This window comes from Nonomuraea sp. B12E4, from assembly GCF_039871825.1.
GTDB lineage: Bacteria > Actinomycetota > Actinomycetes > Streptosporangiales > Streptosporangiaceae > Nonomuraea.
The window spans coordinates 135480-160911 of sequence record NZ_JBDPME010000008.1 but is presented as its reverse complement, the minus strand read 5'-3'; the positions used below and the strand labels follow the sequence as shown (position 1 = coordinate 160911).

22 protein-coding genes are annotated in these 25432 nt (G+C 72.7%); 14 read left to right on the top strand and 8 right to left on the bottom strand.

Annotated features, from left to right (window positions below; translation table 11 throughout):
- Nucleotides 1-6 precede the first annotated feature (6 nt).
- The 8 genes from ABGB18_RS20175 to ABGB18_RS20140 all read left to right on the top strand — a co-directional run bounded on the left by ABGB18_RS20175 (nucleotide 7) and on the right by ABGB18_RS20140 (nucleotide 9316).
- Nucleotides 7-648, top strand: a complete 642-nt coding sequence (locus ABGB18_RS20175; protein ID WP_347697082.1) for a TetR/AcrR family transcriptional regulator C-terminal domain-containing protein — start codon at nucleotides 7-9, stop codon at nucleotides 646-648.
- Nucleotides 649-673: 25 nt separating this feature from the next.
- The gene (locus ABGB18_RS20170; protein ID WP_347697081.1) at nucleotides 674-1492 is read left to right on the top strand and encodes a phosphotransferase; all 819 of its coding nucleotides are present in this window, start codon (nucleotides 674-676) and stop codon (nucleotides 1490-1492) included.
- Nucleotides 1493-2098: 606 nt separating this feature from the next.
- The gene (locus ABGB18_RS20165; RefSeq protein WP_347697080.1) at nucleotides 2099-3361 is read left to right on the top strand and encodes a hypothetical protein; all 1263 of its coding nucleotides are present in this window, start codon (nucleotides 2099-2101) and stop codon (nucleotides 3359-3361) included.
- A 22-nt stretch (nucleotides 3362-3383) separates the two neighbouring features.
- The gene (locus ABGB18_RS20160; protein WP_347697079.1) at nucleotides 3384-3620 is read left to right on the top strand and encodes a phosphopantetheine-binding protein; all 237 of its coding nucleotides are present in this window, start codon (nucleotides 3384-3386) and stop codon (nucleotides 3618-3620) included.
- 10 nt (nucleotides 3621-3630) lie between these two features.
- Nucleotides 3631-4920, top strand: a complete 1290-nt coding sequence (locus ABGB18_RS20155) for a hypothetical protein (RefSeq protein ID WP_347697078.1) — start codon at nucleotides 3631-3633, stop codon at nucleotides 4918-4920.
- The gene (locus tag ABGB18_RS20150; protein ID WP_347697077.1) at nucleotides 4917-6149 is read left to right on the top strand and encodes an MFS transporter; all 1233 of its coding nucleotides are present in this window, start codon (nucleotides 4917-4919) and stop codon (nucleotides 6147-6149) included. Before ABGB18_RS20155 ends, ABGB18_RS20150 begins: the two co-directional genes overlap by 4 nt.
- Before the next feature lie 13 nt (nucleotides 6150-6162).
- Nucleotides 6163-7641: an amino acid adenylation domain-containing protein gene (locus ABGB18_RS20145; RefSeq protein ID WP_347697076.1), complete on the top strand. Its 1479-nt coding sequence runs from the start codon at nucleotides 6163-6165 to the stop codon at nucleotides 7639-7641.
- A gap of 13 nt (nucleotides 7642-7654) precedes the next feature.
- Nucleotides 7655-9316, top strand: coding sequence for a condensation domain-containing protein (locus ABGB18_RS20140; RefSeq protein ID WP_347697075.1), 1662 nt, complete (start codon nucleotides 7655-7657; stop codon nucleotides 9314-9316).
- Between the two features lie 4 nt (nucleotides 9317-9320).
- On the opposite strand, the gene ABGB18_RS20135 is transcribed toward ABGB18_RS20140, so the two are convergent.
- From ABGB18_RS20135 to ABGB18_RS20105, 7 genes are all read right to left on the bottom strand, one after another.
- Nucleotides 9321-11159 carry a hypothetical protein gene (locus tag ABGB18_RS20135; protein ID WP_347697074.1) on the bottom strand — a complete coding sequence of 613 codons (1839 nt, stop codon included), beginning with the start codon at nucleotides 11157-11159 and terminating at the stop codon, nucleotides 9321-9323.
- Nucleotides 11159-12976: a non-ribosomal peptide synthetase gene (locus ABGB18_RS20130; RefSeq protein ID WP_347697073.1), complete on the bottom strand. Its 1818-nt coding sequence runs from the start codon at nucleotides 12974-12976 to the stop codon at nucleotides 11159-11161. Before ABGB18_RS20130 ends, ABGB18_RS20135 begins: the two co-directional genes overlap by 1 nt.
- Nucleotides 12973-14025, bottom strand: a complete 1053-nt coding sequence (locus tag ABGB18_RS20125; RefSeq protein ID WP_347697072.1) for an SIS domain-containing protein — start codon at nucleotides 14023-14025, stop codon at nucleotides 12973-12975. The genes ABGB18_RS20130 and ABGB18_RS20125 overlap by 4 nt, the downstream gene beginning before the upstream one ends.
- Entirely contained in the window at nucleotides 14022-14801 is a 780-nt protein-coding gene (locus ABGB18_RS20120; RefSeq protein ID WP_347697071.1) for a BtpA/SgcQ family protein, read from the bottom strand. Before ABGB18_RS20120 ends, ABGB18_RS20125 begins: the two co-directional genes overlap by 4 nt.
- Nucleotides 14802-14805: 4 nt before the next feature.
- The gene (locus ABGB18_RS20115; RefSeq protein ID WP_347697070.1) at nucleotides 14806-16365 is read right to left on the bottom strand and encodes a pyridoxal phosphate-dependent aminotransferase; all 1560 of its coding nucleotides are present in this window, start codon (nucleotides 16363-16365) and stop codon (nucleotides 14806-14808) included.
- A gap of 17 nt (nucleotides 16366-16382) precedes the next feature.
- Nucleotides 16383-17240: a TauD/TfdA family dioxygenase gene (locus ABGB18_RS20110; protein WP_347697069.1), complete on the bottom strand. Its 858-nt coding sequence runs from the start codon at nucleotides 17238-17240 to the stop codon at nucleotides 16383-16385.
- A 127-nt stretch (nucleotides 17241-17367) separates the two neighbouring features.
- Entirely contained in the window at nucleotides 17368-18312 is a 945-nt protein-coding gene (locus ABGB18_RS20105; protein ID WP_347697068.1) for an LLM class flavin-dependent oxidoreductase, read from the bottom strand.
- 92 nt (nucleotides 18313-18404) lie between these two features.
- On the opposite strand from ABGB18_RS20105, the gene ABGB18_RS20100 reads away from it, so the two are divergent.
- The 6 genes from ABGB18_RS20100 (at nucleotide 18405) to ABGB18_RS20075 (ending at nucleotide 23885) form a co-directional block, all read left to right on the top strand.
- Nucleotides 18405-19397 carry an aldose epimerase family protein gene (locus tag ABGB18_RS20100; protein ID WP_347697067.1) on the top strand — a complete coding sequence of 331 codons (993 nt, stop codon included), beginning with the start codon at nucleotides 18405-18407 and terminating at the stop codon, nucleotides 19395-19397.
- A gap of 7 nt (nucleotides 19398-19404) precedes the next feature.
- Nucleotides 19405-20052, top strand: coding sequence for a Type 1 glutamine amidotransferase-like domain-containing protein (locus ABGB18_RS20095; RefSeq protein ID WP_347697066.1), 648 nt, complete (start codon nucleotides 19405-19407; stop codon nucleotides 20050-20052).
- A 102-nt stretch (nucleotides 20053-20154) separates the two neighbouring features.
- Nucleotides 20155-20637 (top strand): cupin domain-containing protein, encoded by a 483-nt coding sequence (locus tag ABGB18_RS20090; RefSeq protein ID WP_347697065.1) that lies wholly within the window; start codon nucleotides 20155-20157, stop codon nucleotides 20635-20637.
- A 60-nt stretch (nucleotides 20638-20697) separates the two neighbouring features.
- Nucleotides 20698-21213 carry a hypothetical protein gene (locus ABGB18_RS20085; RefSeq protein WP_347697064.1) on the top strand — a complete coding sequence of 172 codons (516 nt, stop codon included), beginning with the start codon at nucleotides 20698-20700 and terminating at the stop codon, nucleotides 21211-21213.
- Nucleotides 21214-21228: 15 nt separating this feature from the next.
- Entirely contained in the window at nucleotides 21229-22434 is a 1206-nt protein-coding gene (locus ABGB18_RS20080; protein ID WP_347697063.1) for a 4Fe-4S cluster-binding domain-containing protein, read from the top strand.
- Nucleotides 22431-23885, top strand: a complete 1455-nt coding sequence (locus ABGB18_RS20075; protein ID WP_347697062.1) for a glycosyltransferase — start codon at nucleotides 22431-22433, stop codon at nucleotides 23883-23885. The genes ABGB18_RS20080 and ABGB18_RS20075 overlap by 4 nt, the downstream gene beginning before the upstream one ends.
- Here the strand turns inward: ABGB18_RS20075 and ABGB18_RS20070 are convergent.
- Nucleotides 23880-25382, bottom strand: coding sequence for a class I adenylate-forming enzyme family protein (locus tag ABGB18_RS20070; protein WP_347697061.1), 1503 nt, complete (start codon nucleotides 25380-25382; stop codon nucleotides 23880-23882). The genes ABGB18_RS20075 and ABGB18_RS20070 overlap by 6 nt on opposite strands.
- Nucleotides 25383-25432: the final 50 nt, after the last annotated feature.

The following is a 25432-nucleotide window of genomic DNA, read 5'->3' as shown; positions in this document are numbered from 1 at the left end:
GTCAATGTGGGTGACGACACGCGGGCCGGCCTGACCCGCCACACCATGATCGAGACGGCCCTGCGACTGCTCGACGAGGTCGGGCTGGAGGGGCTGACGGTGCGCAGGCTCGCTGCCGAGCTGGGCGTCAAGTCACCGTCGCTCTACTGGCACATCCGCACCAAGCAGGATCTGCTCGACGGCGTGGCCGACGCGATCACCAGGTCCGCCGGGATGGGCCCGCCGCGCGACGGCGAGTCCTGGCAGGAGTGGCTCGCCCGCCGGGCCCGCGCCTACCGCCGGGCCGTGCTCACGCACCGCGACGGCGCCCGCCTGGTCGCCAGCGGCAAGTTGCTGGGCCTGGACACGGTCAAGGAGCTCGACCGGGAGCTTGCCGCCATGGTGGAGCGCGGGTTCACCCCGCTGCTCGCGCTGGACACGATCGCGGCCATCGGCCGTTACGTCCTCGGCTTCGTGCTCCAGGAGCAGAACGAGCACCTGCCGGCCACGCCCATGGACGAGCTGGCCGGCCTGCTCGACGGCGGCGTCTCCGCTCCTCTGCTCGTGGCCCTGCGCGACGGCGGCTCGATGGGCGAGGCCGCGTTCGAGCACGGCCTGCGTACGCTCATCGACGGCACCGCCGCCGCCCTGGCTCGCCTGCCGCGCTGAGGCCGCCGCCATGACATTCCCTCGCGTGCCCCGCCTCGATGTCTACCAGGTCCTGCGGGAGCTGCCGGTCCCGCTCGAATACGAGGGTCCTTGTCCGGGTGGGCAGGTGGGCGCGGCATACGTACGCTGGCCGGACGGCCACCGATCGGTGCTCACCCGGGGGCCTGACGTGAGCGAGCTGCTGGCGTCGGCGCGGGCGGCAGGTGTCCCGGCGCCGAGGTATGAGCTGGTGCACCCGCCGGTCGTCGTCCAGGAGCTGCTCCCCGGCACCACCCCGCACATGCCCACGGCCGCCACCGTCCGGTCCATGATCGAGGTCAACCGGCGCTGCCGCGGCGTGCTCGCGGGCCGCCCCGATCTGCCGGGCCTGCGGCTCCACCTGCGCGCGGACGGTCCCGGCTTCTGCCTGCACGGCCCGCCGCGCGCCTACGACAGCCGGACCCGGCGGCTGCTCGACCAGGTGGAGGAGGTCGGCCGGGCCTTCCCGGACACGCTGGAGGGCGAGGACCTCGTACACACCGACTTCCATCCGGAGAACGTACTGACCGACGCCGCCGGAACGGTCACCGGCGTGATCGACTGGGACGGCGCCACCCGCGGCGACGCCGGCTTCGACCTGTTCACCCTGCGTTTCGACCTCGCCCACCGAGCTCCCCACCTGGCTCCTCTCCTGACCCCCGGCCCGGATTCCGGCTCGCAGGCATCCGTGCCGGCCTCGGTGGCCCTGGTCTCCTGGGCGCACATGAGCCTGCGCATGGCGGACTGGGCCATCCGGCACTTCACCGCGTCCGACGTCACGACCTGGCTCGACATCGCCGACCGGCTCAGACCCGCCGAGATCTAGCCGGACCGTTTCGGCATCCCGAACGGGGTCCATGCCGATGTGGCCATAAACCAAGAACCAGCTCAAGGCGTTATTCGGGACCTCGGCCGGCTTGGTCGTCCGGCGCGCCGCATGATTCGGCATTTCGCCGCTTACCCTGTTCATGTGGAGGATGTTCTGGCGGGGCGGGGTTTGCGCGTGGGTGTTCGACGCGGACTCGCTGAGGTATGCACGCCCGGGTGATGTCCCGGCTCGCCGACGCCATCTCGTTCGAGCTCCCGACCAGGGTGTAGGCGGGTCACCTGGGATGAGAGTCGAAATTCGGTAAATTGCGCGTTTCCCGGTGTTTTCGGTGCGGGTCCGATCTGGCGCTGCGTAGACCCAGCGTTTCGTCGGGCGAGCATTTTTCGGGAAGAAATTCATAAATGCTTTGGTTGGAGCGGGTCCGCGGCCGGTGGGCTGCGCGCTGCAGGTGTCGTCTTGTCGCTGCGGACATCATTCCGCGATGGAGCGCCATTCGTTGTTCCAGGCGGTGAAGGTGTAGATTCCCGAGGGGATAACGCGACGTCCACGGGAATTGCTGACCAGGCGGCGGGGATGACGGGGTCACGCACGGAAATTCGCGAATTGCGTGCTTTGGAAACGGTGGTGGTCGGCCTCGACGGCCTGCCCGCCGACCTTCCCGGCGACGGGTGGCGGGCCGCCTCCGTGAGCCTCATGCCCGGCAGGCTCGGGCGCCCCTACCTGCCGGCCTCCTGGCACACCGAGTTCGTCCTGGCCATCGGCGAGGGGGGCGCCGTCCTGGGCCTCCTCCCGCTGCAGCGCTCCAAGAGCCGGGACGTGCCGAGCGCCGTCTTCGATCCCGCCGCTCTGGCGCCTCGGCTGTTCGGGAGTGTCGAGGACGCGCGGTCGTACCTCTTCGTGGGTGGCTGCACCGACCTGGTCGCCGGGACCGTGACCGCCGCCACCCTCACCGCCGACCAGACCGACGACGTGCGGCGCGCGCTGGTCGGCGCGGCCAGAGCCGAGGCCGGGCGCCGGGGGCTGGTCGCGGCCGCGATCTACGTGCGGGACGGGGAACGCCCCGCCTTCGCCCCGACCGGCCAGGGAGAGCGCTCGGGGGATGGGGAGGGCCCGGATGGTCGGGGGAGCTTGGGCGGTCGCGAGGGTTCGGGTGGTGGTGAGGGTTCGGGTGGTGGTGAGGGTTCGGGTGGTGGTGAGGGTTCGGGTGGTCGGGGGAGCTCGGATGAGTGGTGGTGTGAGGAGGTCGGCCGGTGTTCCCGGATCGTGGTGCCGGCCGATGATGAGCGCTACCTCGCGAGCCTTGCGCACAGCCGGCGCCGGACCGTGGTGCAGGATCGCCGGGCGGTGGTCGAGGCGGGCTTGCGGACCACCGTCGTGACCGCGCGGGAGGCCGTGGCGGCCGGCGCGGCACTCGTCGCGTGCGTCAAACGCAGGCACGGCCTCGCCGAGCACCCTCGCCTGCTCAGGATGCGCCTGTCCGCCTGGGCGGCCGAGCCCCTGGGCGAACGGCTGGCCTTCGTCGTGCAGGCCGGCGGCGGGCCCGGCCGCCCGGGGGACTCGCCGGACCGGGTGGAGGTCGCGCCCGGCTGCCCGGGGGTCGAGCCGGGCCGGGTGGGGGTCGCGTCCGGTTGCCTTGCGGTCACGTTCGCCTGCCGGGCCGGGGGGCGGTTGGAGATTTATGAGACCGGAGTCGCCGACGACACGCCACTGCGGCACGCGGCCTATGTGGAGAGCCTGGTCCAGGCCCCGCTCCGGTACGCCATCGACAAGGGCCTCGGTGAAATCGACCTCGGGCTCGATGCCGAGACACCCAAGACACGCAGGGGCGCGGTGCTCACTCCTGTCTGGGCTCTAAGACTCACATGATCGTTTCTTGAATGGAGGACTGGTGGAGAACCGGGTAGCCGACGACGTGGTGCTGGCCGAGTGGTGTGACGTTCTCGACGTCACCGCTCCCGGGGCCGATGACGACTTCTTCGAGCTGGGCGGCAACTCTCTGCTCGCCGTCACGCTGATCGAGCGCATCGAGTCGCGGCTGGGCGCTGAGATCCCCCTTGAGCGGTTCTTCATGGACGGCCGGTTGGGCACGCTGCTCGAGAGCGTCCGTACGGCCGGCGCCCGCTAGCCCAGCCGACATGCCCGAGCCCACCACGCCCAGGCTGGGCGTCTGCCACGGCCCCGACGGCGCCGCCAACCTCCGCGAGATCTATGTCGCCTCCCAGGGCGTGTGCGAGGTGGTCCTGCTGGTCAGGGCGGCGGTCGCGGCGGCCAATCCGGACATCATGCGGGTCGCCGAGCGGTTCTTCGAATGCCACGTCCTGTCCGGTGGCCACGTTCTGCCCGGGGACGGCGCGCTGCCCGGCGACCACGTGGCGGAGATCGTCGCCCCACTGGGGCTGCGCGGCGTGACCACCTTCCACGACGACGAGCTCGAACTCGCCGACGCACTGCACCCGGCAACGGCGGCCCCCACGCACAACCCGTGGGACAAGCTCGTGCAGCGGCGCGTGCTCGGGGAACACGGCCTGACCTCGGTCGATGCCGTGCCGGTGGACGCGCCCGAGGACCTCGTACGGGGATTCGCCACGCTCGGGCGCCCCTGCGTGCTCAAGCCCCGGCGTGCCGCGGGCGGGCAGGGCATCGCGTTCATCGACGCCGATTGGGACGTGCGGCGGCAACTCGACCTGCGCCGCGACTGGACCGGGCTGATGCTGGAGACGCGCATCGACCCCGCTCCGCACCCCACCGGTCCGCCCTGGCTGGGCAGCCTGGTCTCGGTCGAGACCGTGTCCACGGGCGCCGAACGCGTCCATCTCGGCGTGCTGGACAAGCTGCCCGTCGCGGTGACCAGGGGCGCCGGTCCCGGGGGAGCGGACGCCGTACACGTCCAGGGCGACCTCCTCCCGTCCGGCCTGTCCCCGGAACGAAGCCGCGCGGCCAGGCAGTACACCGGCGAGATCCTCGACGCGCTCAAGGTCGGGCCCCGGGTGACGCACACGGAGTTGCTGCTCACCCCCGAGGGGTTCGACGTGCTGGAGGTGAACGGGCGCCTGGCCGGGCACACCTCGCGGCTGTTCCGCCTCCTGCGCGGGCCGGACCTGGTCAGGATCGCCCTCCAGGTGGCGGTCGGCGACATGCCCGAGGTGGGCCCGCCCATCGCGCCGGGCGCGGCGGCCGGGGTGTTCCCCACGTTCGCCCGCAGGCGGGGACCGGTACGCACCTCGCTGCGGCGACGCATGCTGCGCGAGATCCCCGGCGTGTGCGCGGTGGACGAGCTGGCGCAGGACGGGGCGGACAAGTCGGCCACTCAGTATCGGATAGCCAACCTGACCCTGCGCGGCGACGACCGGGCCGCGCTCGACGCTTCGGTGGGCGAGGTTCTTCGCACCCTCTCGGAGGGCTTCGCGGAGGGAGGCGACGGGTGAGGCGGTGGAAGGAGCCGCTGACGCCGCTGCGGCATCGGCAGTTCAGATACCAATATGCGGGTTTCTCCATATCGGTCACCGGCAACATGCTCAGCCTGGTCGCCCTCACCGTGGGGCTGCTGGAGGTCACCGGCTCCGGCGCGGCGGCGGGGGTCGCGCTGGGCGCGAGCACGATCCCGCTGGTGGGCTTCCTGCTGATCGGCGGGGTCTGGGCGGACCGGCTGCCCCGCCAGCTCATCATGGCGGCGATGGACCTGGTGCGCGGCCTGGTGCAGTTCGGCCTCGGCGCCATGGTCCTCACCGGGCAGGTCAACCTGCCGCTGCTGATCGTTCTGCAGGTGCTGTTCGGCACGGCGCAGGCGTTCCACCTGCCCGCCGCCTCCGGGCTGACCGCGTTCACCGTGCCGAAGGAGGAGCTGCGACGGGCCAACGCGCTGATGTCGGTCACCAGGAGCCTGTCGGGCATCGCCGGGCCGGTGGTCGCCGGCGGGCTGGCGGCCACCGTCGGCGCCGGCTGGGCCTTGCTGCTGGACGGGGTCACGTTCCTGGTCAGCGGCCTGCTCGCGGCCCGGATCAAGGCGCCGGCCGCGCGGCGCCGGGCCGGCGGCGACCTGCTGCGGGAGCTGGCGGACGGCTTCCGGCTCGTCACCCGTACGCCGTGGATCTGGACGAGCGTCACGGGTTTCATGTGCACGCAGGTGGCCATCGCCGTGTTCATGATCGTGGGGCCGGTGCTGGCGCTGCGGGCGGAGGGCGGCGCGCTGGGCTGGGCCCTGGTCATCGCGGCGCTCGGCGTCGGTGACGTGCTCGGCGACCTGGTGCTGCTCCTCGGCTACCGGCCCAGGCACCCGCTGCTGGTGGCCCGGCTGGCCGAATTGTTGCTGGTGCCCGCGCTGGTCCTGGTGGCGGTCGGCGCGCCCGCCGCCGTCCAGGTGGTCATGATCGCGGTGGCCGGAGCGGGCATGACGGCGGCCGACTCGCTCTGGATCACCACTATGCAGCAGCACGTGCCCGAGGACTCACTGTCCAAGGTCTCGTCCTATGACTGGCTGAGCTCCCAGGCGCTGCGGCCCGTGGGATACGCGCTGGGCGCGGCGGTGGCGGCGACCGGCGCCGTGACGGCGGCGCTGCTCATGATGGCGGCCCTCGTCGCCCTGCCGCGGCTGCTCAGCCTGACCTTTCCGAGCGTACGGCGGCTGCGTGCCCTTGAGCCCGCCCTGGCGAACTGACCGGGAGGCGGTCATGCGTGACATCGTCGCCGAGGTGGCGGAAACGGCCGGGCGCCACCGGTCCCTGACCGCCCTCCACCTCGAAGGCAAGGACATCTCCTATGGCGAGCTGTGGGACATGTCCGCGGTCGTGGCCGCGTACCTGGCCCCCATGCTCGGCGGCACCCGTCGGGTCGCGCTCTGCGGTGACAGGTCCGCTCCGACCTACGCGGCCTATCTCGGCATCCTGCGGGCGGGCGGCGCGGTCCTGCCACTCGGCTCCCGCTGGCCGGCCGCCCGGGTCTCCGACGTCGTACGCGCCGCCGACCCCGACGTGGTGCTGACCTACGGAGTGCCGCACCTCGAACCGCCCGCCGGCAGGCGAGCTCTGCCGGTGCCCGCGACGGGATCGCGGTCGCCCGTCACCGGCCCGGACCCGGACGACGAGGCGTACGTCATCTACACCTCGGGATCGACGGGCAGGCCCAAGGGGGTGCCGATCACGCATCGGGCCCTGGCCCAGTACCTCGGCCACGTGACCCGGCTGTACGAGCTGGGCCCGGCCGACCGGGTGGCCCAGGCGGCGGACCTGACCTTCGACGCGTCGGTGTTCGAGCTCCTCGCGACCTGGGCGACCGGCGCGACACTCGTCGTGGCCGGGCAGCGGACCTGGCTGAGCCCCGTACGCTTCCTGCGGGAGCAGCGGATCTCACACCTCGACACCGTGCCCTCGGTGATCACGCTGGCCCGCCGGACCCGTACCCTCACCGAGGGCTGCCTCCCCGACCTGCGGTGGAGCATGTTCAGCGGGGAGCAGCTCGGCTACGCCGCCGTGGCCGCCTGGCGTTCGGCGGTGGGCGGTGGGCGGGCCATCGAGAACAACTACGGCCCGACGGAGCTGGCCGGCGTGTGCGCGAACCACCGGCTGCCCGCCGCCCCGGCGGACTGGACGCCCACCAGCAACGGGACGGTGCCGATCGGCCGGGTCTACGACCATCTGGAGGCCGTCGTGCTCGACGAGCGGCGGGCCGTCGCAAGTGAGGGCGAGCTGTGCGTGCGCGGCGGGCAGCGCTTCTCGGGTTACGTCGATCCCGCCGACGACGCCGGGCGCTTCCTGCGCGGCGACGGACCGTACGAGATCGCCACCGGAACGCCGGAGCCCGGCGACTGGTACCGCACGGGCGACCGCGTGCGCTGGGAGAGCGGCGCCCTGGTGCATCTGGGGCGGCTGGACCGGCAGGTCAAGCTGCGTGGTTACCGGGTGGAGCTGGACGAGGTGGAGGCCGCGGCGCGCAGCCATGACGGGGTGGCGGAGGTGGCCGTGGTCGTGGTGGATTCCCAGCTCGTGGCGGTCTACGTGGGGGAGGAGCTGGCCGCGTCGGCGCTCAGGAAGCACGTGGCGGCCCGGGTGCCCGACTACATGGTGCCGGTCTCGTGGCGGCGCGTGGCCGAGCTGCCGCTGACCTCCGGCGGCAAGCTGGACCGGGCCCGGCTGGCGGAGGCGACCGGATGATGGAGGTGGCCGGATGACTGGTCGACGACAGGAGCCCGTGCCGCCGGTGGGTGACGGTACGAGGTCCGTGCCGCCGCTGGGTGACGGTACGAGGTTCGCGCCGCCGGTGGGTGAGGGGTCGAGGTCCGTGCCGTCGCTGCTGGCGGAGTTGGACGAGCTGACGGCGAGATGGCGGCTCGGCGCCGCCGCCGCGCTCGACCCCGCCGGGCTGACGGCGGAGCAGGCGCTGCGGGTGGCCATGCGGCTGTCGGTCCGGCTGGGCATCGACGTGCGGGTGCCCGACGTCCTCGGCAGCGGCTCCCTCCCCCGGCTGATCGAGCGGAGGCGGGTGTCCGGGGGTGGGGCGGGGGAGCCGGTGCCCGCCGGCGGGGCGAAAAAGGCGCTGCCCGGGGGCAGGGCGGGCGAGGCGGTGCCGCTTTCGCACGCTCAGCAGCGGTTCCTGCTGGACGAGGGGATCGCCCCGGCCCAGGACGACAACCACGTGGTGCTCGCGTACCTGCTGTCCGGGCCGCTCGACCCCGGGGCGCTGGCCGCCGCCTACGACGACGTGGTGGAGCGGCACCCGATCCTGCGTACCGTCCACTGCTGGGACGACGAGCTCGGCCCCGTGCAACGGGTGTTGCCCGCCGACCCCGGCCGCTCGCCGCTGGACGGACCCGTCCCCGCCCCCGCCGGGCGGCAGGCGGGCGAGGCGGCGGCCGAGCTCTGCGCCGGCTGGTGGGAACAGCCCTTCGACCTGGAGCGGCAGCCCCCGCTGAGGGCCCGGCTGGCCGAGCTCGGGCCGGACGCGTGGCTGCTCTGCCTGAGCCTGCACCACATCGTCTTCGACGGGCAGTCCGAGCCGATCCTCCTGCGGGAGCTCGGGGCCGCCCACGCCGCCAGGGCGAAAGGGCGGCCGCCCCGCTGGCCGGCGATCCCCGGCTACCACCATTACGCCCAGTGGGAGCACGACATGGTGGACACGTGGGCGGCCCGCGACCTCCCCTTCTGGCGGGACCTCCTCGGCTCGCCGCCGCCCGCCCTGCTGCCCGCCTCCGACCTGACCGAGCAGGCCCCGCGCCAGGAGCACGAGATCGCGCTCGATCCCGCGGCCACCCACGACCTGCTGGCCGCCGTACGCACCTGGGGTGGCTTCCCGCTGGCCGCGGTCCTGCACGGTACGGCCCGCGCGCTGGGACGCGTCTTCGACGCCGGCCGGCTCAACCTGGCCACCGTCTCGTCGGGCCGCTACGAGGGCGTGTTCGACCCGGTCGTGGGCTGCTTCGTCAACCCGATCGTCTTCCCCTTCGCGCCGGCGCGGGACGGCTGTCCGGGGGAGGGAGTCCAGGAGACGGCTCGCATGGCGCTCCGGGGGCTGCGGCACGCGCGCACCCCCTACGATCGGGTCGTGCGCGCCCTGCGGCCGGGCACCGCGCGCCGGCCACTGTACGAGGTGATGGTCGGGCTCCAGGCGCCGCGCCAGGCCGGCCCGTTCGGCGGCACGGAGATCACCGTCGAGCCGGTACGCGTCCGGGCGCCCCGGACGACCGCGCCGCTGATCGTCGAGGTCGAGCCGCAGCCCGACGGCGGCTGGACGCTGTCCGCCCGCTGGCGTACCGACGTGGTCGACGCACCGGCCGGGCGCGCGGTGGTGAGCGAGCTGGCGGACCTGCTCACCGGCCTGCGCGCCCGGTGAGCGGTCAAGACAGGCGCATCATCAGGGCCGAGGCGAGGTAGTGGCCGTTGAGGATCGCGACGAAGACCGACGTGTGCACGTCCGGCCTGGGCCGGTAGGTGACCAGGTCGATGTCCGCCGTGTAGGAAGCCGTCCCGTACGGGGCGACCGAGACGGGCGCGCTGGTCTCCGGCGGCAGCCCGAACTGTTTCCGCATCGCGAAGGCGAACCCGATGCCGCCGCGCAGCCTCTCCCCACTCCCGTTGCGGATCTCCCTCGTCAGCCCGGCCACGCTGCCCCGGCGGGCGTCCACGTCCACCGGGCCGTGCAGCACCACCTCCGGCTCCCCGTCCTCGCTGGTCCACCAGATGTCCCCGCACCTGCGGCACTGCAGGGTCCGCACGGTGAGCCGGTCGTGAACGGCGTGCCGCAGGGTCACCAGGACGGCGGTGTCCCGGCCGCAGTTCGGGCAGGTCCGGTCCTGCTGGGAGACCTGCCGGAGCCCGTCGAGCGACGGTCCGCCGTAGTTCCAGCCGGAGACGTAGATGCTGCCGGCCACGTCCCGGACGGTACGGAGCTGGAAGCCGGCGACGTCGTCCTCCAGCTGTGTGACGGCCTCCGACAGGCCGGGGGCGATCAGGTCGGCCGACAGGTCGCGTACCCGCTCGTTCAGGCCGGCCACCGCGGCGGCGTCCACGACGGGTTCCAGCCAGGTCAGCCGCTCCAGCCGGGGCAGGACCACGTTGTTGAGCTGGGCCAGCCTACGTACGACGGACTCGTCGGCGCGCCGGGTGGGCGTGGTCCTGACGGCGCCCGCCCGGCCCGGCCACGACACCACCAGGCCGGGGTCGCCGAGCAGCCCGAACCGGTTGAGGTAGCCGTTGATCGGGTGGACCCGGGCCGCCAGCCGTTCGACGACCCGGCCCAGCGGCAGCCCGTCCGCCAGCGCCGCCTCGAACTCGCCCTGGGCGCTGCGCTGCACGATGTGCACGCCCATCGCGCCCACCACCGCCACGGCCGTGCCCTCCAGCAGGCCCAGGGCGAGGGCGATGTGGTTGGGATAGATGTTGGCGCCCACCCCGATGGAGCCGCAGCCGTGGGTGAACACGAGGGTGGCGTGCAGGTCGGCCGCGCGCAGCCGCCGCTCCTCGGGGAGGTCGGCGCGATGGCAGCCCTCTCCCTTCATGCAGGGCATGTGCCGGTAACGCGGCTCGAAGCGCAGCAGCGGCCCGTCGATCGGGTCGGAGCGGCCGCAGATGATGCCGTCGGGCAGCGCCACCGAGCACTCCTTGCCGAGCGCGCGCACCACCACCACCTTCAGCCTGCGCTCGCGCACCACGTCCAGGCCGGCGAACTCGACCGTGTCGGCCAGCTCGGAGTCCTCCAGCATGGGGTGCGAGGCGACGAGGAGGCGGTCGTCGCCGACGGCGTCGACGGTCAGGCTCCGGTACACCAGGCAGGCCAGCGACGGCAGGTCGCGGGTGGCCAGCACGCCGACGCCGGCGCCCGACTCGCCCGGCCAGTCGCCCGCGGCGGTGAGGTCCTCCGCCAGGCCGACCACGGCGACCAGCTCGCCCACATACGCGGTCAGCTCCTTCAGCAGCCGCTCGGGCTCGACCCGGTGGTGTTCGCGGTCCGTGGCCACGGCCAGCATGCGGCCGGCCGCCGCCGCCCCGTCGCCGACGGAGACCACCACGCCGGGCCGCGGGGTCCGCTCGGCCACGGGCAACCGGCCGCCGGGGAACAGCGAGCGGTACCTGTCGAGCGCGGGACCCGCCAGCAGCGGGAAGGGCCGGTCCGGTGTCCACCCGCCGGCCCGGGCGGCGAACTCGGCGGCGTCCCGGCACAGGACGACCGGCTCCATCAGCGGGTCCGCCCCTCCGCCGGCTCGCCGGCGTCCAGCGCGGAGACGAGCGCGTCGAGATCGCGCCCGGTGTCCTGCTCCCGCAGCATCCTGGCCTGGTCGGAGAGCTTGGTGTGGGTGTAGTACGAGCGCATCGGCGGTTGCGCGCCGAGCACGGAGCGGACTCTCGCGTGCAGCCGGCCGACCAGGACGGAGTGGCCGCCGATGGCGAAGAAGTCGTCGTCCGGCCCCGCCGGGGCGGCGCCCACCAGGTCCGTCCACACCTCGGCCAGCCAGCTCTCCAGCGGCGTCAACCCGGCCACCCCGGCCACCCCGGCCACGGCCCTGGGTGCCGCCCCGGCGAGCCGCACCAGCGCGGCCCGGTCGACCTTGCCCAGCGACGTCAGCGGCAGCCGGTCGATCACCGTCACCACGGGCACCATCCACGACGGCACCAGCTCGGACAGGTGAGCACGCAGACGGCCGGGCAAGTCACCGCCCACCCCGCGGGCGGGCACGACGAACCCGGCCAGCCGCGCCTCAGCCCCCTCGCCGAGCACCGCGACCGCCGCGCCGGCCACCTCCGGGTGCGCGAGCAACCGGGCCTCGACCTCGCCCAGCTCCAGGCGGTGTCCCCGGATCTTCACCTGCTGGTCCGTACGCCCCGCGAACTCCAGCAACCCGTCGGCCCGCAGCCACACCCGATCACCCGTCCGGTACATCAGCTCGCCCGGCACCCCGGGATCGGGCACGAACGCCGCCGCGCTGAGCTCCGGGCGGTTGAGATACCCCAGGGCCACGCAGGGCCCGGCCAGCCACAGCTCGCCCTCCCGCGCCGGCCGCCCATCCTCGTCCAGGACGTGGGCCCGCACCCGGCCCATCGGCCGGCCGATGGGAACCGACCGCGCGTCGTCGGGAATCTCCGTGATCTCGTGCCAGATCACGAACGTGGTCGTCTCGGTGGGCCCGTAGAGGTTCAGGAAACGCCCTGGTCCCGCGGCCAGCACGTCGCGTGCCCTGCGCGGGTCCATCGCCTCGCCCCCCACCACGAGCAGCCGCAGCGGGCCGAAGACCGTCGGGTCCGTGGCCGCGATCTCGTGGAACACCGACGTCGCGAGGAACATCGTCGTGATGCCGTGCCGCCTGACCGCCTCCCCGAGCCCGGCCGGGTCGGTGAGCAGGTCGCGGGGCACGATCACCAGGCAGCCGCCGCTGGTGAGCGGCCCGTAGATCTCGAAGGTGCTCGCGTCGAACGCCGGGCTGCTCAGCTGCGCCATCCGGTCCGACGGCGTCAGGCCGGGGTCGCGGATGCTGGAGAGGAAGTGCGCGATGCTCCGGTGGGGCACCAGGACGCCCTTGGGCGTGCCGGTGGTCCCGGACGTGTAGTAGATGATGGCGGCCTCGTGGTGCCGGCCGGGCGACGGCGGTGCCGCGGGCATGCCCGCGATCTCCGCGCGGTCGGCGTCGGCGCGCAGCACCGGCAGGCCGGGGAAGTGCCCGGCGAGGTCCTCCGTGGTGACCACGACAGCGGCGCCGCTGTCCTCGGCGATGAACCGATGCCGGGCCGCGGGATGCGCGGGATCCATGGGCGTGTACGCGGCGCCGGCCTTCCCCGCCGCCAGGAAGGCGGCGACGCGCGCCACGCCCTGCGGCAGACAGACGGCCACCACGCCCCCCTCGGGCAGGCCGCGGGCGACCAGCGCCTGAGCCATCCGGTCGGCCTCGCGGGACAGCTCGCGGTAGCTGATCTCCACGCCCGCGTCCGGGTGGTGGACGGCCGGGGCGTCGGGCGTTCGCGCGGCCTGCTCCTCGAAGAGGGCGGAAAGGGTCGGGCTCAATGGTTCTCCTCTGGGCGTGATTGGAACGGGCGCCTGCCCAGCCGCTGCGCCACCCGCGCCGCCAGGTGGACGGCGAACACGTGGTAGAGGAACGGGGAGAACTCCTCCCGCGCCCGGCCGGCCACTTCGAAGGTCGCGTGCGCCGCCCGGGTGGCCGCCGCGTCGCCGCGTTCGGCCACCACGACGACGCGTTTCCCGAGCTCGCGGGCGCGCGCGGCGATCGCCCCCGCGTGCCCGTGCGCGTGGCCGGGCGGGGCGAGCACGTATACCGGCGTGTCCCGGGGGCGGGCCCAGCGCTCGACGTGCGCCCACTCCTCCAGGTCCTGCCCCACGGCCGGCAGCCCCGCCGACTCGACCAGCTTCGCCGCCGCGAACATGGCCGTCCCGTGGTTCGGCCCGCTGCCCAGCACGGCGGCGCCGGGGGACCCGGCGGCGTGCTCGGCCTCCGCGCGGGCGCGCGGGCCGGTGGCCTCGTGCGTGGCCGCCACCGGCCCGGCGAGCGCGGCGAGCTCGCCGTGCAGGGCCTCCGCCCCGCCCAGCCGGACCGCGATCAGCAGCATCCCGAGCAGGCTCGCCTGGTACGTACGCACGCCGGGCGACGGCTCCTGACCGGGCAGGTCCACGGCCAGCACCCGCTCGGCCGCCCCGGTCACGGGCGAGCCAGGCGTGCCGGTGACGGCCACGGTGAGCGCCCCGGCGTCCCGGGCCCGTTCGAGCGCGGCCAGGACGGCGGGTGTGCGGCCGGACGCGCTGGCGGCGACCACCAGCGTCCGCCCCGCCCCGCCCCGGTGCGCCCACCGGGAGTCGTAGGCCGAGAACCGGAAGGCACCGGCGGCCCGGCCCGGCACCCCGCCGATCGACGCGAAGGCCGGCTCGGCGGCGCACGCGGCGTGGTAGGAGTCGCCCTGGCCCACCAGGTAGACCTGCCCGATCGAGGCTCGCTCCGGCCCGCTCAGCAGGTCGCCGGCCCGCCGGGCGAACAGGCCGGCGAACTCCCGCAGGTCGTCCGCGAGCCGGGCCGCCTGCCGGATCAGCACCTCGGGGTTCACTCGATGCCCCGGACGATCTCGACGTAGTCCCTGACCAGGTTGGTGTCAATGACGCCGCCCCAGCCGCCGGGTTCGAGGCAGGTGCCCACGAACGCGCCGTCGGCCAGCGCCAGGAGCCGGGCCGCGTTGCCGTGATCGGTGTGACCGGCCAGGATGATCGGCACGCCGGGCACCGCCGCGCGGACCGAGGCGATCAGCCGCCGGGTCCTGTCCTCGTCGGCGTGGCCCAGCACCACGGCGTCGGCGCCCACCTTCATGGCCGCCCTGGCCACCTCCGCTGCCGGCTTGCCGCCGCCGTACCAGGTGAAGTGGGAGGAGTCGACGTCGGCGAAGATGCGTACACCCTGCGCCCCGATGCGGCGGCGGTACTCCATGACGCCCATCGGGTCGGCCGTCACCATCCCGTGCTCGGTGAGGGTCATGCCGACCAGCGCTCCCGCCCTGACGAACGCGGCGCCGGTGACGGCGGCGACGGCGAGCGAGGCCCTGATGGCGTTGCGCATCAGTTGCACGCCCACCTGGAAGCGCGGGCCGGTGGCCCGGACGATCTCGTTCACGACGAGGGCCATGGCGGCCGTCCGGGCGGGGTCGGACTCGTCGTCCACCCGGTAGACGCGCTCGACCGTCTGCACCAGGCAGCCGTCGGCACCGCCCTCGAACAGGGCCAGGGCGGACTCCACCGCCGTCCGGCGGGTGTCCTCCAGGCTGCCCTGCTGGTGGTACGGCGTGCCGGGCAGGGGCTTGAGGTGGACCATCCCGATGATCAGCTTGGACATGGCCTCAGCGCTTCGGGGTAGGCGCGAGGGCGGACTCCAGCCGGTCGAGGGCGGCCAGGAGGTCCTGCTCGCGGCGTGAACTGGTGATGCGGGCGATCCCCCCGGCGAAGCAGAACGTGAGGATGCCCGGGAATACCGACACACCGCAATCGTGCAACAGGTCGCGGAAGCAGCGATAGGAGTCGTCCCAGCCGGTGAACTCCACCATGGTGTTGATGGAGTAGTGCGGCTCCAGCACGCGTACGGGGACCTGGGCGAGCCCGCGGCTGGCCACGGCGCGCAGGGTCCTCAGCCCGCTGTCGCGCGACAGCCGCTCGGCCCGGTAGGAGCGGTAGGCCGCGCTCAGCGTGTCCAGCCGCAGGCCGTAGTCCGGCTCGAACTCGGCCAGCTCGGCGGCGGCCGGCTCCTCCAGGCCGGTGAGGAGCCAGCGCTCCATCCGGGCCAGCACCTCGACGAGGGTGTAGAAGAACGACGGCGGGCCGCCGAAGGTGGTGGAGGCGTACTCGTAGTAGTCGGCGACGAACCGCCCGTCCGCCAGCAGCCAGCCGACCTTCATGCCCGGCGCCGACCAGGTCTTGGACAGGCTGGAGACGCGGATGACGTTGGACGCGGCCCGGTCGGCCGAGCAGGGTTCGAGCGGGCCGAGCCATTCGTGGCACTCGTCCAGCACGATCATCGTCGAGGGGGAGGCGGCCCGGACGAGCTTGGCCAGCTCCGCCTCGACGACGGCCGCGCCGGTCGGATTGCCCACCGTCTGGAGCAGGACCATCGGGGTGTCCGGCGACAGCGCGTCGATGAGCGGCTGGAGCGAGGTCTGCCCGGCGCGCGAGGGCAGCGGGACGAGCCGCACCTGCGAGCGGCGGGCCACGGTCTCGACGAGGGGCGGATAGTTGGGGATCGCGCACAGCGCGGGCGAGCCGGTCGCCGGGGCGCCGTGCAGGATGAAGTCCGCCAGGGAGCTGACCGCGAACGTGCCGCCCAGGGTGATCGCCACGTTCTCCGGCCCGTAGGCGGCGGCCTCCATGCGCGCGTTCTCGTATGCTGCCACGGCCTCGCGCACCGGCCGGCGGCCGCGCGAGTCGGAGTAGCCGTACCAGTCGAGGTCGAGGGCGTGGCGGAGGCAGTCTTTCAGCGTCTGCGGCAGCCCCCACGCCTGCTCGTCGATCGATCCCCCGGACAGGATGTGGGTGGCCAGCGGGCGCAGGTCGCCGTAGAGGTCGTCGCGGAAGAACCAGTTGAACAGCTCCTTGACGAAACGGACGGTGGCCCGCGAGCCCAGCACGTCGGCGGGCTCGACCCTGCGGAGCGGGGCGGCCGTGCGCCACATCCGGGCCAGCGCCGGCCGGTGGCCCCGCGCCCCCAGCTCGCACTCCACCCGGCCGAGCCACAGGTCGCGCAGTTCGAGCGGATCCTCCGGGTCGCGCGCGCGGGAGTACACGTCGAGCATGCGCTCGTCGACCGTGGGCACGAAGCCACCGGCGAACCCGTCCGGGCCCGCGGCGGCCGGAGCCGGGGCGGGAGGCGCGGGCGGGCAGGCCGGACGTACGGTTTCGAATAGCCGCATGAAGTGTGGTCCTTCGATCACGTGATGCGCAGGCGCTTGAGATGGCGCGGGGAGTCGGTGGCCGCGGCCTCGGCGGGGCTCGCCGTACGGCCGTGGAAGTAGCGGGCGTTGTCGATGACCACGATCATTCCGCGGGACCAGTGGACGCCGGCGGCGGTCGATCCGTACATGGCGGCCAGCAGGTCGAGGATGCTCCGGTTGACCGCGGCCTCGTCCGCGTCGCCCAGGTGGGCCCAGTGCAGCGGCTGGGAGAGGAAGTCGCGGAAGGAGAAGACCCGGCGGCCGTCCACCGTCCGCAGGATGCGCGGCCCTTCCGTGCTGCTCCGATATCGGGTGCGTGCCAGCACGGCCGGCGACTCCGGCGCGAGCGCCTCCGCGATGGCGGTCATGGGCACCAGGACCGTCTGGGCGGCGGTCGGGTCGCCGCCGGGGGCCACGCACATCAGCACGATGTATCGAGGCTGCTCCTCGGCCTTTCTGCCGCTGCTCTCCGTGTGCAGCGAAAGCGAGTTGGTGGCGAAGGGTTGCAGGGAAACGTCCGCGGTGGTCGCGTGCTCGCGGCGGAGCTGCAAGATGACGCCGTTTTCCACATATGGTTGGACAGCGGGATCCGTTTCCGGCATGGCCTTTCCCAGCAGCTCGCCGAAAGCGAGAAACCGCGGTGTCGGGAGGGGTTCGTCCAGTTGGACGACGGCCGAACCCGTGGCGGCCAGATTGCGCAGGGCGTCGTGAACGGGGCCGTCCAGGAAATCGGCGGCGGTCGCGTGGGTCACGGGTGTCGGGGGCGGCGGCAGGACCCTGCCGCTGTCGAGCAGGTCGCGCCTGAATGCGACATGCTTGTCGGTCGAATTCTCTGTGAATGCACCATGAAGCATGTGTCACACCCCCCGGGAACCCAGGCATGTTATCCGGGTCGGATCTGCCAAGTCGAGCATTTTCCATTGACGCGCCTTGTCAGCGGCGGACTTTTAGCGCTGATATTTGCCTATTTATCGGTAAAAGCTATTGCGCCAGCCGCGCCCGTACGGCGGGAACGACCCGCGTGGCGAACAACTCGATCGTCTCCCAGTCGAGCGGCGGGCGGCAGCCGAGCAGGAAGTCCCGCACCCCCAGCCCGGCGTAGCCGAGCAGATCCTCGACGCACTGCTCCGGAGTGCCGAACGTGAGATATTCCGCCAGGTCGGGAGAGTCCGCCGGGAGCAGGGCGAGCCGTTCGGCGCGGCGGCGCGCGACGTCCGCCTCGGTCGGTGCGAGCACGGCCCTGAAGGTCACCGACTGGCGGATCTCCGCGGGCCGGCGGCCCTCCTCGGCGCAGTAGCGGGCCAGCAGCTCCGCCTTGCGCCGGTAGCCGGCCAGGTCGCCCGCCAGCGTGTTCCAGACGTCGGCGTGCCGGGCCGCGACGCGCAACGTGCGCCGCTCGCCGCCGCCGCCGATCACCAGCGGCAGGCGCTCCTGGAGCGGGCGCGGCCGCAGGCAGGCGCCAGTGAGCCGGTAGTGCTCGCCGTGGAAGGTGACCGGCCCCCCGCCCCACAGGCCGCGCATGACCTGGCACGCCTCCTCCAGCATGTCGAGGCGGACGCCGGCGTCGGGGAAGGGCAGGCCGTACTGCTCGTAGGCGAGGTCGGGCCCGGCGGCGCCGAGGCCGAACTCCAGGCGGCCGGCCGAGACGTGGTCGATCGTGGCGGCGATGGCGGCGGCCGTGGCGGGGTGCCGCCAGGTGACCGCGGAGACCAGGATCGCGCACCTGACCCTGCTGGTCCGGGCCGCGAGCGCGGCCAGCAGTGCCGGGCCGTCGAAGCAGGGGCCGTCGGGCCCGCCGAGTGGCGGCCGATAGTGGTCGAAGACGGACACCCAGTCGAATCCGAGCTCCTCGGCGCGCTGCCAGAGCTCCAGACAGTCGCCGAAAGTGCTGTACTGCTGGCCTGAGTGAACTCCGAATCTCAGCATGCCTGTCCGGTCCCCGGGGATCGCCCGCGTCATGCCTGTTCAGCGAGGGGATGGTCCGACGTGCCACACGATCAGCCCGCCGGGGGGCGGCCGTGAAGATCGTACGCACTGCCGTGGGGAGGACGGCCGGGGAGTCCGCCGAGGTGGAGGCGTACACGCTCGACTCCGGGCGCGGTCTCGCGATCACCGTGTGGACGTACGGGGCCACGCTCGTCGAGGTGCTCGTCCCGGACCGGGACGGCCGGCCCGGCAACGTCGTGCTGCGGCTGCCGAGCCTCGACGCGTACGAGGACCCCACGCGCAACGCCTACGTCGGCGCCACCGTCGGCCGCTACTGCCGCTGCGTATCCGGCGGCCGCTTCACGCTGGACGGCGTCGTTCACGAGCTCGACCGCAACGATGGCGAGCACCACCTGCACGGCGGCACGCGGGGGTTCGACCGCCAGGTGTGGCGGGCGGAGGCCGAGTCGCGCGACGACCGGCTCGTGCTGCGGCTGCGGCTGCGCAGCCCGGACGGTGACCAGGGATATCCCGGCACGCTCACGGCCGAGACCCGCTATGAGATCGACCGCGAGGGCCGGCTGACCTTCGACTTCTGCGCGACCGCCGACGCCCCCACGATCGCCGGTCTCACCAACCACGCCTTCTGGAACCTGGCCGGCCGGCCGCAGACCATCGACGACCACCGGCTGGCCGTCAACTCCCGCCGCGTCGTGGCCTTCGACGACGAGCTCATCCCGGTGGCCGGCCCGCCGCGCGACATCACCGGCACGCGGCTCGACCACACCACCCCCAGGCCGCTGGCCGGGAGCAGGCTGGACGACTTCTTCGTGCTGGACGATCCCGCCTGGGCCGCCGAGTTGTCCCATGAGGCCAGCGGGCGGGCCATGCGGGTGATCACCGACCAGCCGGGCATGGGTGTGTACTCTGCCGACCATTACCGCAGCCCCCGGGCCGGGCTCTGCCTGGAGACGGGGGCCTGGCCGGACGCGCCCAACCGGCCCGACTTCCCGCCGGTGCGGCTCGATCCCGGGGCGACCTACCGGCACCGTACGATCCACGAGTTCCGTACCGCGAGGAGTTGACCGCCCGATGAGGCTCTACCTGTCGTCCTTCCGCATCGGCAACCGCCCTGACGAGCTGCTGCGGCTGCTCGGAGAGGGCCGGCGCACGGCGCTCATCCTGAACGCCGACGACTACAAGGACGACGAGGCCCGCCGGGCTTCGCTGAAGCGGGAGCTGGACGAGCTGGAAGGCGTGGGGCTGCGGCCCTTCGAGGTCGACCTGCGCGAGTATTTCGGCAGGCAGGAGGCGCTGGCCGAGGTGCTGTCCGGGGTGGACCTGATCTACGTCCGCGGCGGCAGCGCCTTCGTGCTGCGCAGGGCCTTCCAGCACAGCGGCGCCGACGAGGTCATCAAGCGGCTGCTCGCCGAGGACGCCGTCGTCTACGCGGGTTACAGCGCCGGGCCCTGCATGCTCGGACCGACCCTGCGCGGCATCGACGGGGAGATCGACGACCCGCGCCTCGTCCCCGCGGGTTACCAAGAGACCACCCTGAACTGGGACGGCCTGGGCATCCTCCCGTATGTCATCGCGCCGCACTACAAATCAGACCATGTGGAGTCGGCCGAGATCGACCGCTCGGTCGCTTACTTCATCGAGCACCACATTCCGTTCATCGCCCTGCGGGACGGGCAGGCCATCGTGATCGAAGGGGACAAGCGCACCGTGGTCGGGTGAGATTTCCCGCTGCGCTTTATCCGCATAAATCGCTATTGCCACCGGCTCCGATAACGACCGGCGTGATTGTTGTGCGCTCGCGAGCCGACTAGCATGCGAACCATGCCACTCAACGGGAATTCCACCGTCGGGCTCGGGGAAAACGAGGTGCTGTTCGACCCGGGCAAGCACATCCGAAATGTCTTTACTCGTCCGGAGTGCTTTCTCCACAGCTCCGACGGAACCGTGCTAGAAGGGATAAGGGGGACATCCGGCGCGGCCGAGATCATCGGACCGGGAATATCCGTCGGTGCGGATCGCATCAAAATGGAGAGTGGCGCCGAATTCGAGCTGCACACCCACCCAGGCGCGCACATCCTTTACGTGCTCAGCTCGCGCGGCTACATCCACGTCGACGGCGTCGATTACGAGATGGCCGCCGGCGACACCGTCTACGTGCCGGCCGACTACCCGCACGGCGTCAAGACCGACCCCGCGGTGGACCAGCCGCTGGAGCTGCTCGCGTTCGGCGTGCCGCACATGCCCATCGACTCCACGAAGCGGATGACGGTCGTCAGGCCGCCCATGGCGGCGGAGCAGGCATGAACGATGCGGGCAGTTCGGCGGAGCAGGCATGACCGGCTCGGGCAGTGCGGCGGAGCAGGCATGAACGGCTCGGGCGGACCGGACTGGTCCTGGGAGATCGGCGGCGACGCGGACGAACTGCAGGCGCTGCTCGTCGCCTGCGACGCCTACCAGGCCGAGCACTCGGGGACCGCCGCGCCCGAGCGGCGGATCGAGACCACCCGGGCGCGGGTGTCGAGCGGGTGCGTGCACGTGCTCAGGAGCCGGGGGCGGGCGGCCGCGATGTTCACCCTGAGCCAGGCGCCGCCCTCGGGCCTGGACCTGGCCGCCTACCCGCCCGCCTCCAGGCCCGCCTACCTGAGCAGGCTCGCGGTCCGGCCAGACCTGCTGGCCGCGGGCTCCCTGGCCGGCACCCGGTGCGTCAGGAGGGCGGTCCGGCTGGCCGCCGCGTCGGGGGCCGACGCGCTGCGAGCGGAGGCCAATCCCGATCTCACCGGCACCCGGGCCATGCTGGCGCGGCTCGGCTTCCTGCAGCACGGCCCCGTGCACACCGACGAGACCGGGCGGCGCCACGTACATCTCCAGAAGAGCCTGTGACGGCAGGGGACCTCGATGCAGACCTACGTGGTGCCGGAGCTGGTGGCCGAGCTCGCGGCGACCGGGCGGCCCGTCGTGCTCTTCGGCGCTGGCGACCTCGGCGTGCTGGCACACTACGCGCTGACCCGCCTCGGGGTGCGCGTCACCTGTTTCTCCGACGGCCGGCGGGTCAAGCACGGGCAGACCCTGCGCGGGCTGGAGATCCGGGCGCCCGAGCACCTGGCCGGACTCCCGTCGGACACCTGCGTCTTCCTCTGCGGCAACTACCTGGCGACGATGACCGCGCGCCTGCGTGGGATGGGGTTCACCGATCTCCACGACTGCGTCGGGCTCCTCGACGGCTTCGACTTCGGCGGCTCGGACACGGGCATGGACCTCGTGTTCATCGAGCGCAAGGTCGCCCTGCACAAGCGCGAGTGCCTGAAGGCGAAGGAGGCCGGCGACGACCTGCTGATCCTGAAATATCTCGACGTCGTGGTGACCGAGGCGTGCTCGATGAAGTGTCAGGACTGCTCCAACCTCATGCAGTACTACGCCAAGCCCCGGCACAGCGACCTCGACCTGCTGGAGAGTGCGGTCGACCGGATCATGGCCGCCATCGACGGGATCTACGAGTTCCGCGTGCTGGGCGGGGAGCCGTTCGTCAACACGCGCGTGCACCGGGTCATCACCAAGCTGACGGGCTACGAGCAGGTCGACAAAGTGGTGATCTACACCAACGCCACCATCGTCCCGCGCGGTGACAACCTCGAATGCCTCAAGCACGACAAGGTCGTCGTCGAGATCACCAACTACGGCCGGCACTCCAGGAAGCATGACGAGCTGCTGGAGACGCTCCAGGCGAACGGCGTCGTCCACCTGACGAAGATCCCGGTGTGGACCGACTCGGGGCGGATCAAATATGTCGAGCGGAGCGCCGCCGAGCTCGACGACATGTTCCGCAACTGCTGTGTCAACGACGTGCTGACCCTGCTCAACGGCAAGCTCTACCGGTGCCCGTTCTCGGCCAACGGCACCAATCTGGGGGCGATCCCGGAGGATTCAGCCGATGTGGTGGACCTGACCGGCGACCGGGCGGGGGCGGAACTGCGGGCCGACCTCCAGCGGCTGTACGGGAGGTCGACGCATCTGCGGGCGTGCGCCTTCTGCAACGGCCGCGACTACCGCACACCCAGGATCGAGCCCGCCATCCAGGTCCGCAGACCGCTTCCGCTCGTGTGACCGCCGAGATGGAGTCGCCCGAGGCGGGGATGCCTGAGGCGGGGACGCCGCGGGCGGGCCAGGCGGCGCCGGCCGGTGGCGTCAAGGTCGCGGTCTTCCCGATCGACGCGATCGGGCACGTCAACCCGCTCCTGCCCGTCGTCGCGGCCCTGGCCACCCGTCCCGAGGTGGCGGAGGTGCGCAGCTTCGGGGCGGCCGCCCTCACTGAAACCTTCACCGCGGCGGGCGCTCGCCATGTCCCCATCGACACCCCGCCGGCCGGCCCGGTGCCGGCGTCGATGTCGGAGCTGGCGTTCAAGAGCTTCGTCAGGCCGCTCGCGATCATCGAGGAGATGACCGCGCGGGCCGCGGCGTTCCGCCCCGACGTCGTGCTCTACGACGTCTTCTGCGTGCACGGGCTCGTCGCCGCCCGCGCCCTTGGCCTGCCGTCGGCGTCGCTGGTGACGTTCCCCGGATATGGGGTGCTCGGGGAGCACTTCGCGGTCCAGCACGGTGGCCCGCACGCGGAGCTCGGCCGGGCCAACCAGCGCTACCGCGAGCTCTACGGGCTCGACCTGCTCGGGGAGGGATTTCTGCCGGTGCTCTTCCCCTCCGGGGACCTGTCGATCGTCACGGCGGTCGAGTCGCTGTCGCGGAGGGTGGACGCGGTCATGATGCCGCGCCTGCGTGCCTGCCTGTCGCGGTTCGAGGCCACCTGCGAGTTCGTCGGGCCGTCGGTCGGCGCGGTCAGGTTCACGCCCGAGCCGGTGGCGGCTCCGGGCCGGCGTTCCGACGGGGGCGTCCCGGGGGCGGCGTCCGCCGGCTCGGGGGCGCACGACCGGTTCGCCGCGGAGTTTCCGTACGCGCTGCTGGACCGGGCCAGGCGGGACGGACGGTCGATCGTGCTGTTCTCGCTCGGCACGGTGCTGACCGACTTCAGGTTCGACTCGCCGGTCGGGGGTGCTCCGACGGGGCGCGCCTACCTCATGGCCCTGCTGGACCGGCTGACGGCGGCGCTTGGGGACCGCGAGGACCTGCTGGTGGTGGCGGCGACGGGGTCGGTGCTGGCCGCGGCTGACGAGCCGAAATGGCCGGACAACTTCGTGGTCAGGGCCTTCCTCCCGCAACGGGAACTGCTGGAGGGCCATGCCGGCGCCTTCATCACCCACCACGGGACGGGCTCCACCGCGGAGAGCATCCTGGCCGGCGTGCCGATGGTCTCGGTGCCCGGTGCCGGCGACCAGATACCGAACGCCGAGATCGCGATCTCCGCCGGGGCCGCGGTGGCGCTCTGGGATCCGCACGACGTGTTCGCCACCATGGACGCCGGGCTGCTGGAGCGGGCGGTGCGGCAGGCGCTGCGCGACCCGTCCCACCGGGAGGCGTGCCTGGCGCTCAGGCGCCGGATGGCCGCGGCCGGCGGCGCCGAACGCGCCGCCCGCCTGGTGGCCGAGCTGGCGGGACGGTCATGACGAGCTCAGCAGGTGGGTGAGGTCCGGGCGGCGGATCTTCCCGGTGGCGGTGCGCGGGATCGCGTCGAGCCGGACGACCCGGCTGGGCACCACGCTCCGGGCGAAGGCGGCGAGCAGGTGCGGTCGCACGTCGACCGCCTCGGGGGCGTCCTTCGTGTGCACGACCGCGGCGATGATCTCCTCCCCGAGATAGCGGTGCGGGCGCGCCACGCACGCCGCGTCCTGGATGTACGGCACCGCCCGCAGGACCTTCTCCATCTCCTCCAGCGAGACGGACTCGCCACCCACCTTGGCGATGTTCTTCAGCCGCCCGGTGACGCAGAAGAAGGCGCGCCCCGACCCGTCACGCAGCTCGAAGCCGAGGTCCTGAGAGTGGAACCAGCCGCCCGCGAAGGCCGCCGCCGTGGCCGCCGGGTTTCCCGCGTAGCGGCTCATGACGTTGTGGCCGCGCACGCAGATCTCCCCGATCTCGCCGACCCCCGCCCGGGTGCCGTCCTCGGCCAGCACGGCCATCTCGTTACCGGGCACGGCGACGCCGATCGACGGAATATCGGCTTCGGTCAGGAAACGCCGGATGTCCTCTGGGGAGAGGTCGGCGGGCATGGTGGCGGAGAAGTTGGTGGTCTCCGTGAGACCGTAGCCCTGTAGGACGCGGGCGCCCAGCTTGGCGGTGACCGCGCGGGCGGTCGCGGTGGGCAGCGGGGCGGCGGCCGAGACGAAATATCCGAACTCGGCGGGCAGCGCGGGGCGCCGCCAGGTGGCGGCCAGCGTCTCCAGGATGCTCGGCACCACGCTGGCGATACGCGGCCGGAAGCGCTCGATGAGCTTGGGATATCCGAAGGGCTCGAACGCACCGGCGAGGATCAGGTGCGCGCCCGCCATGAAGGTGGCCATCAGCGAGAAGTGCACGCCGTTCACGTGGTGGATGGGCAGGCAGCCGAGCAGCCGGTCGCCCGGGCCCAGGCCGTGGTGGCGGCGGACCGCCTCGGCGTTGGAGACCACGTTGCCGTGCGACTGGGCGACCAGCTTCGCGGCGGCGGTGGAGCCCGAGGTGCCGAAGTAGAACACCTCGTCGTCGCGGGCGGGCACGGGTGCCGCCGGGGGCTCGCGGTGGGGCAGGTCGTACGGGGCGGGGATGGCCGCCGCGCCGGGGTAGGCGTCGTCGGGCACGGCGGCCGACCTCAGGACGGTGGTGACGCCGAGCGCCTCGGCCTGCCGGCGCAGCCGCGCCGGGGGGTCGGCGGGGCTGAGGAACAGGACGCGGTGGCCCGCGCGTACGAGGGCGAAGATCGCCAGGACCGAGGTGAGCTCGTTCTTCGGCACGAGCCCGACGATTCCGGTGCCGCCGAGCTCGCTTTTCAGCCAGTGGGCGAGACGGCCGCTGTAAACGTCGAGATCTCGATAGGAAAGGGTGATTTCGACGGCTGTTTCGGCTGTCTGCCCGGTAATGTACGGGGCATCGTTGCGGAATTTGCGGTGATCCGCGAAGTATTCCACAAAACTACGCTTCGGCGGCGGGTCGGCCGGATAACGATGAACGTCAGCCC